The organism is Streptomyces sp. NPDC054883, assembly GCF_053610645.1.
The window spans coordinates 110,851-126,358 of sequence record NZ_JBSGYT010000019.1 but is presented as its reverse complement, the minus strand read 5'-3'; the positions used below and the strand labels follow the sequence as shown (position 1 = coordinate 126,358).

The 15,508-nt window shown below is 73.0% G+C and carries 12 protein-coding genes; 2 read left to right on the top strand and 10 right to left on the bottom strand.

Annotated features, from left to right (window positions below):
• Positions 1–64 precede the first annotated feature (64 nt).
• From ACWGH1_RS16805 to ACWGH1_RS16785, 5 genes are all read right to left on the bottom strand, one after another.
• Entirely contained in the window at positions 65–1,663 is a 1,599-nt protein-coding gene (locus ACWGH1_RS16805; protein WP_453353216.1) for a N,N-dimethylformamidase beta subunit family domain-containing protein, read from the bottom strand.
• A gap of 131 nt (positions 1,664–1,794) precedes the next feature.
• The gene (locus tag ACWGH1_RS16800) at positions 1,795–4,194 is read right to left on the bottom strand and encodes a polysaccharide lyase 8 family protein (protein WP_453353217.1); all 2,400 of its coding nucleotides are present in this window, start codon (positions 4,192–4,194) and stop codon (positions 1,795–1,797) included.
• 123 nt (positions 4,195–4,317) lie between these two features.
• On the bottom strand, positions 4,318–5,157 hold the full coding sequence (locus tag ACWGH1_RS16795) for a sugar phosphate isomerase/epimerase family protein (protein ID WP_453353218.1): 840 nt from the start codon (positions 5,155–5,157) through the stop codon (positions 4,318–4,320).
• The gene (locus tag ACWGH1_RS16790) at positions 5,154–6,314 is read right to left on the bottom strand and encodes a dihydrodipicolinate synthase family protein (protein ID WP_453353219.1); all 1,161 of its coding nucleotides are present in this window, start codon (positions 6,312–6,314) and stop codon (positions 5,154–5,156) included. The genes ACWGH1_RS16795 and ACWGH1_RS16790 overlap by 4 nt, the downstream gene beginning before the upstream one ends.
• Entirely contained in the window at positions 6,311–7,492 is a 1,182-nt protein-coding gene (locus ACWGH1_RS16785; protein ID WP_453353220.1) for a Gfo/Idh/MocA family protein, read from the bottom strand. Before ACWGH1_RS16785 ends, ACWGH1_RS16790 begins: the two co-directional genes overlap by 4 nt.
• A gap of 174 nt (positions 7,493–7,666) precedes the next feature.
• Here ACWGH1_RS16785 and ACWGH1_RS16780 point away from each other — a divergent pair, with 174 nt between their 5' ends.
• Positions 7,667–8,743, top strand: a complete 1,077-nt coding sequence (locus tag ACWGH1_RS16780; RefSeq protein ID WP_453353221.1) for a LacI family DNA-binding transcriptional regulator — start codon at positions 7,667–7,669, stop codon at positions 8,741–8,743.
• Positions 8,740–9,582: a sugar phosphate isomerase/epimerase family protein gene (locus ACWGH1_RS16775; protein ID WP_453353222.1), complete on the top strand. Its 843-nt coding sequence runs from the start codon at positions 8,740–8,742 to the stop codon at positions 9,580–9,582. The genes ACWGH1_RS16780 and ACWGH1_RS16775 overlap by 4 nt, the downstream gene beginning before the upstream one ends.
• 104 nt (positions 9,583–9,686) lie before the next feature.
• On the opposite strand, the gene ACWGH1_RS16770 is transcribed toward ACWGH1_RS16775, so the two are convergent.
• From ACWGH1_RS16770 to ACWGH1_RS16750, 5 genes are all read right to left on the bottom strand, one after another.
• Positions 9,687–10,673: a hydroxyacid dehydrogenase gene (locus tag ACWGH1_RS16770; protein ID WP_453353225.1), complete on the bottom strand. Its 987-nt coding sequence runs from the start codon at positions 10,671–10,673 to the stop codon at positions 9,687–9,689.
• Positions 10,674–10,720: 47 nt separating this feature from the next.
• The gene (locus tag ACWGH1_RS16765; RefSeq protein ID WP_453353223.1) at positions 10,721–11,629 is read right to left on the bottom strand and encodes a carbohydrate ABC transporter permease; all 909 of its coding nucleotides are present in this window, start codon (positions 11,627–11,629) and stop codon (positions 10,721–10,723) included.
• Positions 11,626–12,474 (bottom strand): carbohydrate ABC transporter permease, encoded by an 849-nt coding sequence (locus tag ACWGH1_RS16760; protein ID WP_453408770.1) that lies wholly within the window; start codon positions 12,472–12,474, stop codon positions 11,626–11,628. The genes ACWGH1_RS16765 and ACWGH1_RS16760 overlap by 4 nt, the downstream gene beginning before the upstream one ends.
• Before the next feature lie 272 nt (positions 12,475–12,746).
• Complete coding sequence (locus ACWGH1_RS16755) at positions 12,747–14,111, bottom strand: ABC transporter substrate-binding protein (protein ID WP_453408767.1); 1,365 nt, start codon at positions 14,109–14,111, stop codon at positions 12,747–12,749.
• A 154-nt stretch (positions 14,112–14,265) separates the two neighbouring features.
• Complete coding sequence (locus ACWGH1_RS16750; protein ID WP_453408769.1) at positions 14,266–15,354, bottom strand: substrate-binding domain-containing protein; 1,089 nt, start codon at positions 15,352–15,354, stop codon at positions 14,266–14,268.
• Positions 15,355–15,508: the final 154 nt, after the last annotated feature.

Sequence of the window (15,508 nt, the reverse complement as noted above, 5' to 3'; positions counted from 1 at the left end):
GCCCGGACCTGCTCCGGGCCGGGCGTCCGGCGTTCACGGCAACCCACCTCCGGGACGGGAGGGTTCAGGAACGCCCGTAGACCGCCTCGACGTTGTCGCGGGCGGGGTGCGTGCGACCGGCCGGGCCCGCCGCGAAGACGCGCAGCAGGTTTTCCGTCACGCGCGTCGTCAGCGCGCCCGCGCGGGCGTCCAGACCGTGGTTGGCCCCGCTGCGCCCGTCGCCCGTCGCGTCGAGCGCCTCGATCCAGCGCATCGTCCCCGTGGCGAAGACGCCCGCACCACTGGGAACGGTGTAGTACGCCGTGTCCTGGTGGCTGGGGCGGCCCTCGCAGACGACGGGGGAGTGGGCGAGGATCTCGATCGGGCGGGGCGTCGGGAAATCGGTGCTGACCTTGTCGTACTCGACGCCGACCAGATGCGGGAAGCCGTCCCCCGCCTTCACCCCGGTGCCCTCGAACAGCCAGTGGACGGGATTGGTCACGACGTACGGGGCGTCCACCGGGTAGCCGTCGTAGATCACGCCGAGCAGGGAACTCTCCGGGTCGGCGGCGGGAGGCGAGCGGAAGTCGACCGTGGCCGGATGGCCGCGGCGGAAGCCCGGGTCCTGCTCGTAGGAGGACTTGTAGCAGACCACCGTGCGGTCCGGGCCCAGGTCGGACGCCTCCAGCCGGATCCGGCGGAAGCAGCAGTTCGCGCCGAGGACGGCCACGTTCGTCCCGGCGTCGCGGGCGGCGGTGAAGTGCACCCGCTGCTCCGGCGACCAGTACTCGTCGTGGCCGAGTGACAGCACCGCGGCGGCCCCCTCCAGCAGCCGCTTGTCCCGTGCGACATCGGTGGTCGTCGCGTAGGCGAGGGGGACGCCGAGCCGCTCGGCGAGGGCGACCAGCGGCGCCTCGTACACCAGGAACAGGCCCGCACCGTCGTCGTACTCGTACGGCCGGTCGAAGGTCACGGCCAGCGAGCGGGTTGCGTACCCGCCGTTCGGGCCGTCGTAGCTGCCGTAGCCGCCCCAGCGGTTGTAGGCCTGCCAGGTCGCCACCGCGTTCACGATGACGGTGCGTCCGGCCGTGGCCGGCGAGCGGACGGTGAGCGGTACGTAGCGCTGGCCCTCGCCGCCCTGTGCGTCGAGCCGCAGCAGGTAGCAGCCCTCGGGCCAGTCCTTCGTCTCGACCGTGGCCGTGCGGGACCAGTGGGTACGGACCATGCGGGTCGCGGAGTCGACGGTGTGCTCGGGCTGCCGGACCCCGGTCAGCGCCTGCGAACGCCACACCAGCCGGGCCCGCGCACCGCCGTACCAGCCCATGCGGTACGCGGAAACGGTGAAGCGGGGCGCGGTGGTGGACACGTGGAGGCCGAACGCTTCGCCCGACAGGACGCTGACCTTGTCGGCGAAGCCCTCGATGGCGCGTGCGGGTCCCGCCTTGGTCACGCGCCAGTCGGCGTGGCCGGGCCGGGCGTTCTCCGCCTTGACGTCGAACCCCCGCACAGTGCCCGCCGCGGCGGACGCCGAGCCACTGGGCGCCGGCCCCTCGGGCGCGCCGCCGCCGCTCCCGCAGCCGGTCAGCGTCCCCAGCCCGGCGGTGGCCGCCCCGGTCGCGGCGATCACCAGGAACCGCCGCCTGCCTGCCCCTTCGGCCACCCCGGCCGTCTGCTCCTGTTCCATGCAGGGCACGCTATGCCACGCCACTGCCCCCACCCGTACCGCCCCACGCCCCCGAGCTCCGGCGGCCCGGGGTGTGACCGGCTCGGCTCAGCTCCGGGCCCGACGGCGGCGGGGTGGGGGCGCACGGAGCTTCAGGGCAGCCGTACCACCACCTCCTGTCCGGCGCCCGCCGCTCCGGTGAGATCCCCGAAGGTGAGCCGGAGCCGGGCACCCGGCGCCGCCGATACCACGCTCGGCGGCCGGGACAGCACCGCTGCCACCGGCCGGTCCCACACCAGGGTCAGCGCGGTCAGCACCCTGGCCGGGTCCGCGACCGACAGGACGGCAGTGCCGTCGGGTCTCTCCCGCACCGTGACCGAGCACGCGCCGTTCGCCTCCAGTGCCCCGACCGTCCCCGCCTGCCAGAAGTTGACGCCCGTGAAACCCAGCGGGCCCACCGAAATCCCCTGGGCCGCAGCGGTGTTGGCCAGGACCCGTAGCCAGCCCGTCGAGGCGGCCCGGGCGGCCGTCTGCGACGCCGTGGCTCCCGGGAGCATCTGGTGGACGTATCCGGCGGCCACCGGATCCGTACCGTGGTCGTACCAGAGGGTGAGGTAGCGCCGGGTCAGCGCGGTCGTGGCGCCGCCCCGGTTGACGTCGCTCCACCGGCCGGTCCGCGCCTCCCGGAGGGCCTTGAACGCGGCCGGGCCGGACATCACGTACCCGCCGAAGCCCGCCACGTGGGCCCAGCCGGGGGAGGGGAAGGAAGCCGACCAGCCCAAGACGGCCGGCTGTACCGTGCCGCCGACGGTGAGGGCATGCGTACCCGCCGCGCCCAGGTTGCGGTTGTCGATGACCGACTCGACGGGTACCCCGTCCGTCGAACCGATCCCCGCTCCCAGGCAGACGATGGTGTCGGCCAGGAAGAACCACGATTTCCGTGCCGTCAGCGTGCTGCCGGGACCGCGCAGGTGCTGGCCGACCGACGCGAACTCCCCGTCCGTGGTGCCGCCCACCCACGCCGCGTCCGGCCGCGAGGCGCCCCAGTCGCCTCCCGCGCCGTCGGCCAGCGCCCGCCGCGAGACGGTGGTCCCCGGCAGCCGGTAGGGGTCCACCGTGGGCCAGAAGGCGTCCGCATACTGGCCGTTGCCGTACGTGGAGCCCCACCAGGAGAGCATCCCGCTCCCGGTGTGCCAGCCACGCAGGTTCTCCCCGTTGCCCGTCTCGTAGTGCGCGATCCGTCTCGACGCCATGGAAAGCGAGGCCGCCCAGCCCGGCCGCCGGTGCGTGGCCCGGTCCATCGACGCGAACAGCCGGTGGCCGACCGGTTCGGGCAGTCCCGCCACCGTCGTATCGGCTTCCACCTCCGCCAGTCTGGCCAGGGCGGACAGCCCCAGGGTCCGGTCCGCCATCGGCGGGCCGTAGTAGTCCCGGGCCATCCACCCTTTGACCAGCCCCCGCCAACGAGCCCGTTCGGCGCCGCTCGCCCCCTCCGCCAGCAGCAGGATCCCGGCCAGCACCGCGTGGCCCCGCGCGTGGTCGTCCTGCTGGATCGGCCGGGCATCCAGGGCGGACAGGCCCCGGCTGACCGCCCGGCCGGATACCGCGTCCATGACCAGCCCGTTGAACAGGAACGGTGCCCAGGCCCGCTCGACGGCGTCGAACACGATCTGCGCGCCCGGGTCGGTCACCTCCCAGGGGGTTTGCCGCAACAGGGCGAACAACATGCCGAGGCCGCCGAGGAGCACTGCTCCGTAGGTACCGGTGTAGGGCACCCAGGTGTGCTGGACGAAGGAACCGTCCCGGTAGAGCCCGTCGCCGGAGGAGACGTACGGGAAGACCGGCGCGAGCGCGTCCCGGGCCAGGGCGATCTTCGCCGCTTCGGAGCCGGCCACCCCGCGCAGGGCCAGGACGCGGCAGAGGTCCACCCGGTTCGCTCCCGTACTCGTCCCGCTGTAGGAGGCGACGACCGAATCGGGCACGAAATGGTCCACCGCCGCACAGGAACCGGCGATCCGGGCCGGTGACAGGTCCGCTTCGAGCAGGACGCAGAGGTCGAGCAGCGCTTGCGGCGCGCCGATCTGCCAGCAGTACCAGTTGCCGTACGGCACCTGGCCCGCGTGGTAGACCTCCGAGTGCAGATGATCGAGCCCGGTCAGCAGCGCGGTGATCAGCGCCGCCTCGCCGGTGTGTCCAGTGCCGGGCCGGACGTAGGCCTCCGCCATCGTGCGCAGCCGGTAGTAGCTCTGCATCATCATCTCGGGATCGGTGGCGAACCCCAGATCGGGCCAGAGCGCATTCGGAGCCGGAGCCATGGCGGCGCGCCAGCCGTCGGCCTGCCCGCCGAGCTCGGCGAGCCGCGACCGGAAGGGCTCGGTCGTCGTGGGGAAGCCGCCGCCAAGGTAGAGCCCACGCCACACCGAGCGCATCGTCTCGTACGTCTCCGTGCCCGCGACCGGCCCGGCCCCGGCACGCGCGCGCGGGACGCCGAGCCACAGCGCACCTCCGCCCGCCGTGGAGAGGAAGGCGCGCCGGCTCCATGGGTCTGTCATCGCTTTCTCCTTTTCCGGCATTCGCCGTCTGCTTCTGCCTGCTGCCGGCCCCCACTGCACGGCTCTTTCCGCATGGCGCCCACCCCACCTGCCGGACCCGGGCGGCGCCATGCGGCCCACACCTCACGCGACGTGCTCGCGATATCGCTCGATCACCTCCCGCAGTACCTCGGATCCATCCCGGGCCCACAGCCCCGGATGGAAGATCTCCACCTCGACCGGCCCGCGGTAGCCCGCCCCATCGGCCAGTTCGCGCAGTCCCCGGAGATCGATGCAGCCGTCACCGAGCTGCCCCCGCCCCAGCAGCACCCCTTCGGGCAGCGGGGTCACCCAGTCGGCCACCTGGAGCGACACGATCCGGCCGCCCGCTCCCGCCCGGCGCAGGTCCGCCGGGAGCCGCTCGTCCCACCACAGGTGATAGGCGTCCACCACCACCCCGACCCGCTCCGCGGGGAACCGCTCGGCGAGGTCCAGTGCCTGGCCCAGCGTGGAGACCACGCAGCGGTCCGCCGCGAACATCGGATGGAGGGCCTCGATGCCCAACCGCACCCCGTGCCCGGCGGCCCACGGCGTCAGCTCGGCCAGGACGTCGGCGATCCGCTCGCGCGCACCGACCAGGTCACGGTCCCCGCCGGGCAGCCCGCCCGAGACCAGGACCAGGGTGTCCGCCCCGAGCTCGGCGGCCTCCTCGACCGCCCGTCGGTTGTCCTCGAGGGCCGCCGTCCGCCCCACCGGGTCGGCGGCCGTGAAGAACCCGCCCCGGCACAGCGAACTGACGCGCAACCCCGCCCCGGCGACCAGCTTCGCCGTCTTGCGCACCCCGAAGCGCCGTACCGGCTCACGCCACAGGCCGACCGCCCCCACGCCGGCCGCCGTACAGCCGCGCACCAGCTCGGGGAGCGACCACTGCCGGACCGTCTCCTGGTTGAGGCTGAACCGGGCAGGAGCCGGCGCCCGGTTCACGACGCCACCCCGTACACCGCGAACAACTGCCGCATCCGGGCCTCGGCGAGCCCCGGATCGGGGAACAGGCCCAGCCGGTCGGCCAGTTCGTATGCCGTGGCCAGGTGGGGAAGAGAGCGCGCCGACTGGTACCCGCCCAGCATCGTGAAGTGCTCCTGGAAGCCGGCCAGCCAGGCCAGGAGCACCACCCCCGTCTTGTAGTGGCGGGTCGGCGGCGCGAACAGGTGCCGTGCCAGTGGCACCGTGGGATCCAGCAGTTCCCGGAAGGCCGACGAGTCGCCCCGGTCGAGTGCGCCCGCCGCCCGCGCCGCGATCGGGGCGATCGGATCGAAGACCCCCAGCAGGGCGTCGCTCGCCGGCCCGCCGTCCCCGCCGATCAGTTCCGGGTAGTGGTAGTCGTCACCCGTGTAGCAGCGCACGCCCGCCGGCAGCCGGCGCCGGATGTCCACCTCCCGGCCCGCGTCCAGCAACGAGACCTTGATCCCGTCCACCTTCCCGGGATACTCGGCGATGACCTTCAAGAAGACCTCGGTGGCCTCCTCCGGGTCCTCGTGTCCCCAGTAGCCGGTCAGCGCCGGATCGAACACCGGGCCCAGCCAGTGCAGTACGACCGGGCTGGCGCTCTGCCGGAGCAACTCCCCGTACACCTCCAGATAGTCCTCCGGGCCCCGGGCCGCCCTGGCGAGTGCCCGGGACGCCATCAGCACGGCCCCCGACCCGCACGCTTCGCTGTGTGCGAGCTGTTCCTCGTACGCGGCGGTGATGTCGGCGAGCGAATGGTCACCGGCCGCTGCCAGCTGGTCGGTCCCGACGCCGCAGACGATCCGGCCCCCCACCGCCCGCGCCTCGGCCGTCGAGCGGCGGATCAGCTCGGCCGCAGCCGGCCAGTCGAGGCCCGCCCCGCGCTGGGCGGTGTCCATCGCCTCCGCGACTCCGAGCCCCAGCGCCCACAGCCGGTGCCGGAAGGCGAGCGTGGTCTCCCAGTCGGCCTCGGGCCGCCCTTCGGCGCAGGCGGCGAGCGGATCGGCCACGACGTGGGCCGCCGCGTAGAACACCCGGCTCCGGGCCGGGCCGCAGGTCAGCGGGGGGAGCGGGTCGGGGTTGGGCCGGTACGCGCGGGAGCCGCCCTCAGCGGTGGGCAACAGGATGACGTTCACAGGACCACCTCGGGGACCGGCAGCCGGCGGCCCTCCGCCGAGGACCGCAGCCCGAGCTCGGCCAGCTGCACCCCGCGCGCCCCGGCCAGCAGGTCCCACTGCCAGGGCTCGTCCCGGACGACATGGCGCAGGAACAGTTCCCACTGGGCCTTGAAACCGTTGTCCGCCGGGGTGTTGTCGGGTACCTCCTGCCATTGGGAGCGGAAGGACTCGGTCTGTGGAAGATCCGGATCCCACACGGGCTTGGGTGTCCCCGCCCGGTGCTGGATCCGACAGGAGCGCAGCCCCGCCACCGCCGAACCGTGGGTCCCGTCCACCTGCAGTTCCAGCAGCTCGTCGCGGTGGACCCGGACGGACCAGGAGGAATTGATCTGTGCGACGGCGCCGCCCTCCAGTTCGAAGACGCCGTACGCCGCGTCGTCCGCGGTCGCCTCGTACGGCTTGCCCTCCTCGTCCCAACGGCGCCCGATGTGCGTACGGGTGAGGGCCTGCACCGAGCGCACCCGGCCGAACAGCTCGTGCAGCAGGTACTCCCAGTGCGGGAACATGTCGGCGGTGATGCCGCCGCCGTCCTGTGCGCGGTAGTTCCACGAGGGCCGCTGGGCCGGCTGCCAGTCTCCCTCGAACACCCAGTAGCCGAACTCCCCGCGTACGGAGAGGACCTCCCCGAAGAAGCCGCCCTCGACCAGCCGCCTCAGCTTCAGCAGACCCGGCAGGAACAGCTTGTCCTGGACCACGCCGTGTTTCACTCCGGCCGCCTCCGCCAGCCGCGCCAGCTCCAGGGAGGACGCGAAGGACAGCGCGGTCGGTTTTTCGCAGTACACGTGCTTGCCCGCCGAGAGGGCCTGACGGACGGCCGCCTCCCGGGCACTGGTCACCTGCGCGTCGAAATAGACCTCCACGTCGGGATCGGCCAGCACCTCGGCCAGGTCGGTACTGACGTGTTCGAGCCCGTGCCTGTCGGCGATCTCCCGCAGCGCCGCCTCCCGCCGGCCGACCAGCACGGGCTCGGGGCGGAGCACGGTGCCGTCTCCCAGGTCCAGGCCGCCCTGCTCCCGCAGTGCGAGGACGGAGCGCACCAGGTGCTGGCGGTATCCCATCCTGCCGGTCACGCCGTTCATGGCGATCTTGATCGTCCGCACTGAGCCGTGTGGTTTGGCGACTGCCTTGTCTTCCATGGGACATCTCCTTGATGGAAAGCGCTTTCACTCGCATCAGGCTAGGCCTGACACAATGTCAGGCACAACACCCGTACGGGTGATGGAAAGCGCTTTCCTAATGCGGCAGACTGAGATCACGACGGATGAGACGACGGCCCGGCATCGAGTGCGGGGCAGAAGGAGGGGTGCGAAATGGCGGTGACTCTCGCCGAGGTCGCGGCGCACGCGGGCGTTTCGCCCGCCACGGTCTCGCGTGTACTGAACGGCGGCCACCCGGTGGCCGGATCCACCCGGACCCGGGTGGAACGGGCCATCGAAGATCTCGGATACATCGCCAACGGCCCGGCCCGGGCCCTCGCGGCCGCCACCTCCGACCTCGTGGGCGTACTCGTCCACGACGTCGCGGACAGCTTCTTCGGTATCCTCGCCGGATCCCTCCAGAAGGCGCTCGCGCCGCCCGGCCGAGGAGACGGCCGCAGACTCGCCGTCGTCTGCAACACCGAAGGCGCCCCCTCGGCCGAACTCGACTACCTCTCCCTGCTGGAGGGCCAGCGGGCAGGCGGAGTCGTCCTGACGGGCGGAGCGGTCGAGAAGCCGGACCACACCGACGCGCTCGCCGCCCGTATCACCCGGATGGCGCTCGCAGGCACCCCTGTGGTGCTGTGCGGGAGACCACCGCTTCCGGTGCCCGCCGTGCTGCCCGTGGCCACCGTCATGTTCGACGACCACGGGGGCGCCTTCCGCCTCGCCGAACACCTGCTGGCACTCGGCCACCGGCACATCGCCTACGTCGCCGGCCCGCCGGGTCTGAGCACCAGCCGGGAGCGGCTCGCAGGACATACCGCCGCCCTGCGACGGCACGACCCCGCCCTGCCCGACGCCTGTGCCCCGCTCACCGTGCACGCCGGCTTCGAGCGCTCCGCCGGCTATGACGCCACCCGCGAACTGCTGCGCCGCGGGGCCCCGTTCACCGCCGTGGCGGCGGCCAACGACACCGTCGCCGCCGGAGTCGCCGCGGCTCTGGGCGAAGCCGGCCTGCGCATTCCCGAGGACGTTTCGGTCGCCGGCTTCGACGACCTGCCGTTCAGTGTGGACACCTCGCCCGCCCTCACCACCGTCAGAGTCCCGCTCCGCGAGGCGGGCGTGCTCGCGGCGCAGCTGGTCACCGGCCGCAGACCGGCGCCCCCTGGCCGCATCACCACCCTGCCCACCGAGCTGATGGTGCGGGCGTCCACCGCGCCACCGCCCCGCGAAGGGAACCGGCCGTGATGTACGCCTTTTCCACGCTCGGCCTGCCGGGCACCCCGCTCGCGCGCAGCGCCGCCCTCGCCGCCGAACACGGGTACGACGGCCTCGAACTGCGGGCCCATGCCGAGGAACCCCTGCATCCCGACAGCCCCGCCGGCGACCGGGCCGCCGCCCGGCGTACCCTCGTGGCCGCCGGAGTCGCCGTCCTCGCAGTCGCCGGGTACGCCGAGGTGGCCACCGCCGGGGAGGACGAGCCGGTCCTGACCGAGCTGCGCTCCCTGGTCCGGCTCGCCGCCGATCTCGACGCCCGCTACGTACGCGTCTTTCCCGGCGGCGGGAACCTGCCCCGGGCCGACGCGGACGCCCACGCCGTCCGCAGACTGCGCGCCGCGGCCCCGTATGCCGAACGGCACGGGGTACGGATCCTGCTGGAGACCCACGATTCGCATCCCACCGGGGCCGCCGCCGCCCGGGTACTGGACCGGGTCGGGCATCCGGGCGCGGGCGCGCTGTGGGACGTACTCCACACCTGGCTGGGCGGTGAGCGGCCTCCCGAGTCCTGGTCCTGCCTCGCCCCGCACCTGGGGTACGTACAAGTGAAGGACGTGGCCTCGGCCCGTGACCTGACGCCCCTGGGCCTCGGTGACGGAGTCCTGCCGCTCGCCGAGGTGACCTCCCGCGTACCGTCAGACGGCTGGCTGTGCTGGGAGTACGAGAAACGCTGGTACCCGGGAGCCGTGGAGCTGGCGGGGCAGCTGACGCGCGGCCGGGAGTACCTGGCGCGGCTGCGGGGCGAGCCCGGCGTCCCGCCCGCCGAGCCGGTCCGCCGCCCACGGAACCCGGACGGAGCCCCGCCATGACGCACCGCGTCCCGCGAAGGGCGAGGGCAGGCCTTGAGGCCCACGCCGGCCCGGCCCGGGGCAGCCTCCTGTCGGAGCCGGCCTGCGCGGCCGGGCGGCGCCGCTCAGGCCGAGTAGGCCAGCCGGGCCGGGTCGACGGGGTAGCGGAAGGCCAGGCCGTGGGCATAGCGCTCCAGCTCCCCGACGGCCGTGGTGGCCAGACGGTCCAGCTCCCCGCCCAGCGAACCGGCCACATGGGGGGTGAGGAGCACGTTCGGCAGGTCGAAGAGCGGCGATCCGGGGGGCAATACCTCGGGCTCCGTGTGGTCGAGCACGGCGTGCAGCCGTCCGCTGACCAGTTCCTCGGTCAGCGCCCCGGTGTCCACGAGCGAACCACGTGCGGTGTTGATCAACGTGGCACCGTCCGGCATCAGTGCCAGCCGGGCGGCGTCCAGGAGGTGGCGGGTCCGGGGCAGCGCGGGCGCGTGCAGGCTCACTACGTCGCTGCGGCGCAGCAGTTGGCCGAGGGCGCAGGCCTCGCCGCCCAGCGCGGTGATCTCGGCCGGGTCGGCGTACGGGTCGTGCACCAGTACCCGCAGGTCGAAGGGGCGCAGCAGCTCCAGGACCCGACGCCCGATGAGGGAGGCGCCGATGAGGCCGACGGTGCGGCGGTAGTTGCCGACGGCCGGATAGCGGCCCAGCAGGTCCATGGGGCCGCGCGCCGAGCGGTAGGCGTGCGCGGAATCCAGCACCCGCTTGTTGCTGAACAGGATGGCGGCGAGCGTGTACTCGGCGACCGGCACGGCGTTGGCGGCGGCGGCGCTGGAGACCAGCAGGCCACGGTCCCAGCAGGCGGGGGTCACATGGTGCTTGACGCTGCCCGCGGCGTGCACGACGGCACGCAACCGGGGCATCCGCTCCAGTGCGCGGGCATCGAGGGGCGGGCAGCCCCAGCTGGTGAACAGCACCTCGGTCTCGGCGAGGCGACGGCCGAGCGCCGGGTCGTCGTCACCGAAGTCGGTGAGCAGCAGCTCGGGGTCGAGGTCGGCGACGCGGGTGAGCTCGGGCAGCGTCCGGCCGCTGAGTACGGCCGCGCGGGTCCCGTGGCTCATGGCGAGGACCGTGGCCGGGCGCCGCACCGGATACGAGGGGGGAGGGGTCACTTGACGGCTCCTGCGGTGAGCCCCGAGCGCCAGAAGCGCTGGAGGCCGAGAAAGGCGAGCACGAGCGGGACGACGGCGACGAGAGAGCCGGTGATGACGAGCGGGTACAGCTCGGGTTGCTGGTAGACACTGCGGTTCCACATGAACAGGCCCAGACTGACGGGATAGAGCCGCTCGTCGTTCAGCATGGTCAGGGCCCCGTAGAAGTTGTTCCAGATGGCCGTGAAGGTGAACAGGAAGATCGTCACAAAGCCCGGCCACAGCATCGGCAGCGACACGTGGGCGAAGAGGCGCAGTTCACCCGCCCCGTCGACGCGGGCGGCGGCCAGTACCTCGTCCGGGACGTAGCCCTCGGCGAAGACACGGGCCAGGTAGACGCCGAAGGGATTGACGAGGGCGGGCACCAGGTAGGCCCAGTACGTGTTGACGGCCCCGGCGGCCGATGCCATCAGGTAGAGGGGGAGCTGGAGGACGGTGGCCGGTACGAGCACCCCGGCGAGGACCACGCCGAAGAGCCGTTCCTTGTGGCGGAACTCGTAGGCGTGGAAGGCGTAACCGCAGGCCAGGCTGATCAGGGCCGAGAGGGTCGAGCCGGCCACGGTGTACAGGAGGCTGTTGCCGAACCAGCGCCCGAAGATGCCGTCGTCGTACGTGAAGACGTCGCCGAGGTTGGTGAGGAGGTTGAAGTGGCCGGGGGAGTACGGCTCGGTGGCGAAGAGGTCCCGGCGGCTCTTGGTCGCGGCCAGCACCAGCCAGGCCAGGGGCATCAGGGTGTAGCCGGCGACGAGCAGGAGCGCGGCGTTGACGGCGGTGCGCGAAAGGACCCGTGGGCGGATGCGGGAGGGGGTGCCGGAGCGGTTCCCGGGGCGACGGCGCGGGGAGCTGGGGGCCAGAGTGGTGGTCATGCGGTCCTCCAGCGGTTGCCGAGCCTGGTCACGACGTAGGAGGCGGCGCCGGCGATCAGGGCGAGGAGCAGCGCGCTCGCTGCCGCCAGTCCGTAGTCGTGGCTCTTGAAGGCGGCGCTGTAGATGTACATGGTCGGGGACCACGACTCGCCCATCTCGGTGGCGCGCAGCTGGAGCAGCTGAGGGGCGTCGAAGAGCTGGACGGCGCCCACGCAGGTGAACAGGACGGTCAGTACGACGGTCGGTTTGATGCTCGGTACCTTGATCTGGAAGGCGGTGCGCAGCGCGCCGGCGCCGTCCATGGTGGCGGCCTCCAGGGTTTCGCGGGGGACGGCCTGGAGCCCGGCAAAGAAGATGATCATGTTGTAGCCCATCCACTGCCAGGCCGAGATGTTGACCACGGACAGCAGGGCCTCGTCGCGGCCGAAGAAGTTCCAGGACAGGCCGGCCTTGTCGAGCACGTCGAGGACGGGGCTCAGGCCGGGTGTGTAGAGGTAGAGCCAGATGACCGCCGAGATGAGACCGGGCACGGCGTGCGGCAGGTAGAAGGCGATCTGGAAGAAGGGCCTCGCGCGGGCGAGGGCGGAGTCGAGCAGCAGGGCGAGGACGAGGGCGCCGCCGACCATGACGGGGATGTACAGGAGGCAGTAGACGGCGATGTGGCGGAAGGAGGCCAGGAAGAGCGGATCGGTGAGCGCCTTGGTGTAGTTCCCGGCCCCGCTGAAGATCCGTTCGGTGCCTCCGAAACCCAGCCCGGACTGTTCGTCGTGGAAGAGGCTCAGCCAGGCCGCGTAGCCGACGGGGGCGACGGTGACGAGCGCGAAGAGGACGAAGAACGGCGCCATGAAGAGGGTGGCGGCGCCCCGCCCGGGCGTCCGGTCGCCCCGGGCGCCGCCACCCGGCGGGGCGGACGGCCCGGTCGAGGGTCCGTGGCGGCGACCGCGGGCGTCGGCCCCCGGGGCGGTCACCGTGGCGCCGGCGCCGCCCTCGTGGCGGGCTCCCGCTACCGGGCGGGCTCCCGCTCCGTGCGCCGGTGAGAGCCGCCGGCCCAGGGGCCGGCGGGCCGGAGCCTGCGCGCGGCCGGCGCCGTTCACGGGCGGGGTGGGGGCGGTGGGCATCAGCCGGCCAGCCCCAGGCCGCGGTCCTTGATGGCCTTCTCGGCGGCCGACTGTCCCTCGGACAAGGCCTTGACGAGGTCCGGCCCGGCCGCGTTCTGCGCCGCGTTCACCTGGAGCTGGGCCGGCCCCCAGGTCCAGCCGGGCACGATCGTGGCTGCCGCCGCACCCGCCACGGCGTACGGGTCCTGCCCCTCGAAGTACGAGGCGTCGAACAGCTTCGCCGCCTCCGCCCGCATCTCCGGGTTGGCGGGCAGCGCGCTGCTCGGGGACTTGAGCGAGCTCAGCCGGGCCCGCATCGCCTCCGGTTCGGTGGTCACCCAGCGGATGAACTCGGCGGCCGCCTTCGCCTGCTTGCTGCCCTTGGGCACGATGTACGAGGTGCCCCCGTACATCCCGGTCGCCGCTCTGCCGTCCCAAGTCGGCAGCGGGGCGATGCCCCACTTGCCTTTCAGGTCCGGGTAGTTCGCCAGGAAGGTGCCGGCCGTCCAGGCGGCGCCGATGATGGTCGCGACCTGCCCGGAGGAACGTTCCTTCGCCTCGCCCTCGCCCCACAGCGGGGTCTTCGAGGCGGCCCCGGACGCCATCAGCCCGTTCCAGTACTCGGCCACCCTCCTCGAGGCGGGGTCATCGATGGCTACCTTCCACTTGTCGCCCTGCGTCCCGTACCACTTGGCGCCCGCCTGCCACGACAGCCCCGCCAGCACCGCCGGATCACCGCCGCCCATCTTCGTGATCCTCACGGAGGGGTCGGCCTGGTGGATCTTCTCCGCCGCCGCCCGGTACTCGTTCCACGTCGTCGGCACGGGCACCGCGTACTTCTCGAAGATGTCCTTGCGGTAGAAGAGTTCGAGCGCGGTCACGTCGAAGGGCACCGCCCAGGTCTTGCCGCCCAGTTCCACCAGGGACCGGAGCGCCGTCGGGAACTTTTCGGCGACGAGCGCGCCGGACGTCCCGCTCAGATCCTCCAGGTTGCCGCCGCTCGCGAACTCCGGGAGCGCCGAGTAGTCCATCGTCGCGACGTCAGGCGCGTTCCCGCCCTTGACCCCGTTCGCCAGTTTCGCCGCCCCGTCAGGGCCGCCCGGTACCGCCGAGAACCTCACCTGGATGCCCGGGTGCGTCTTGTTGAAGGCGTCGGCGGTCTGCTGTGCGCCCGCCGAGGAGGACCAGTACGTCACCGTCACCGTCACCGGCGCCTTCGCCGCGCCCGCAGGTCCCGGCTCCGGCGCGGCCTGCCCACCGCCGCATGCCGTGGCGAGCAGGACCAGCGACGCGGCCGGGGCGGTGAGGGCGACACGGGCCAGCCGGCTCGGGCGCCGGGGTCCCGGCGCCGGTGGGATGGAGGGCAGGCGGAAGCTGCGCGGCATGGTTCGGCTCCTACGGACGACCGCTGGACGCGGCGGATGGGAGAACGCGGCCCATCTTTTGCGCGTACATGCACATCGTCAAGAGCGAATGCGCAACTCGATCAAAACAATCATTCGGGTGCGGTGGCCGCCGGCCTCCCGGCGATCCCGGTCCTCACGAACGGATCGTCAGCCGCGGCAGCAGTTCCAGGTGCTGGCCGGGCTGCTCCGTCCCGGCCTCCGTCAGTCGGGCCAGCAGCAGCCCGGCCGCCCGCGCGCCGACCTCCCGCTTCGCCGGTGCCACCGCCGACAGTGGTACGTCGGCCAGCCCCGCCACCTCGTCGTCGTACGTGATCACCGCCAGGTCCTCCGGCACCCGCACCCCGCGCGCCTGGAGCCGCGGGATCAGCATGATGGCGTCCGTGTCGCTGTGGATCAGGGCGGCGCTCACCCCGCCCGCCGTGACCGCCTCGCACAGGTAGTCCAGCGTCCGCGCGAACCGGTCCGCCACCGACAGCGGCTCCGCCGAGCCGGTCGCCGGCCACGGCGGAGCCGGCACCAGCCCGAGCGCCGCCACGGCCGCCTCGTACCCCGAGCGCAGCCGCGCCGTCGTCGGCGTCTGCTGGCTGGCCAGCGCGATCCGCCGGTGCCCCCGCTCCACCAGGTGCTGCACCGCCAGCGCCGCCCCGTGCGCGTGGTCCGAGCCCACCCGGTCCAGCGCGGCCGCCGGATGCCCGGCCGGGGCCCACCGCTCCACCAGCACCGTCGGCACCGCGAGCCCGGCCGTCCAGGCCCCTTCCCCGGGACCGGGCGAACCCGCCTCCCAGTTCGGCGTCAGCAGCAGTCCGTCCGCCCCGGTGGACAGCAGCCGGTCCGCCTGGGTGCGGTCCTCGCCCGGCAGGTACCGGGTCAGGCCGACCGTCAGCCGCGCCCCCCGCGCCTCGACCACCTCCCGGGCGCCCCGCACGACATCGGCGTAGTAGTACTCGGTGGTCGGCACCACCATCCCGATCACCAGCCCCGCCCGGCCGCCCGGCCGTTCCGGGGACCGGCCGGGCGACGCCTCGGCCGGCCGGTGCTCCACCCGGCTGATCACCCCGTGCATCCGGTGGATCTCGCCCCGGGCCGCCATCGCCTCGATGTCCCGCCGCAACGTCACCGGCGAGATGCCGAGCTCCCGGGCCAGGTCCGCGACGCGCACGCTGCCCCGCTCCCGGACGAGCGCGAGCACCTGCGCCTGGCGCTGGTCGACGTGTGGTCTCAAGGTCATCCCCCTGCGGTCGCGGTCGTCCGCAGTGCTCCCGCGGCCGGTCCCCGCCCATCATAGAGAATCGAAACGATCGATTCGATCGAAGGCGTTCAACCAGTCATTGACGGCGCGGGCGGGACGTTCATATATTCGGCGGGCGACCCGCCTT

Bases quoted from the DNA above. Each gene is read 5' to 3' on its own strand.
- ACWGH1_RS16760 (WP_453408770.1), bottom strand. From the start codon at position 12,474: ATGGCGCCGTTCTTCGTCCTCTTCGCGCTCGTCACCGTCGCCCCCGTC.
- ACWGH1_RS16765 (WP_453353223.1), bottom strand. From the start codon at position 11,629: ATGACCACCACTCTGGCCCCCAGCTCCCCGCGCCGTCGCCCCGGGAAC.
- ACWGH1_RS16800 (WP_453353217.1), bottom strand. From the start codon at position 4,194: ATGACAGACCCATGGAGCCGGCGCGCCTTCCTCTCCACGGCGGGCGGA.
- ACWGH1_RS16785 (WP_453353220.1), bottom strand. From the start codon at position 7,492: ATGGAAGACAAGGCAGTCGCCAAACCACACGGCTCAGTGCGGACGATC.
- ACWGH1_RS16805 (WP_453353216.1), bottom strand. From the start codon at position 1,663: ATGGAACAGGAGCAGACGGCCGGGGTGGCCGAAGGGGCAGGCAGGCGG.
- ACWGH1_RS16755 (WP_453408767.1), bottom strand. From the start codon at position 14,111: ATGCCGCGCAGCTTCCGCCTGCCCTCCATCCCACCGGCGCCGGGACCC.
- ACWGH1_RS16780 (WP_453353221.1), top strand. From the start codon at position 7,667: ATGGCGGTGACTCTCGCCGAGGTCGCGGCGCACGCGGGCGTTTCGCCC.
- ACWGH1_RS16770 (WP_453353225.1), bottom strand. From the start codon at position 10,673: ATGAGCCACGGGACCCGCGCGGCCGTACTCAGCGGCCGGACGCTGCCC.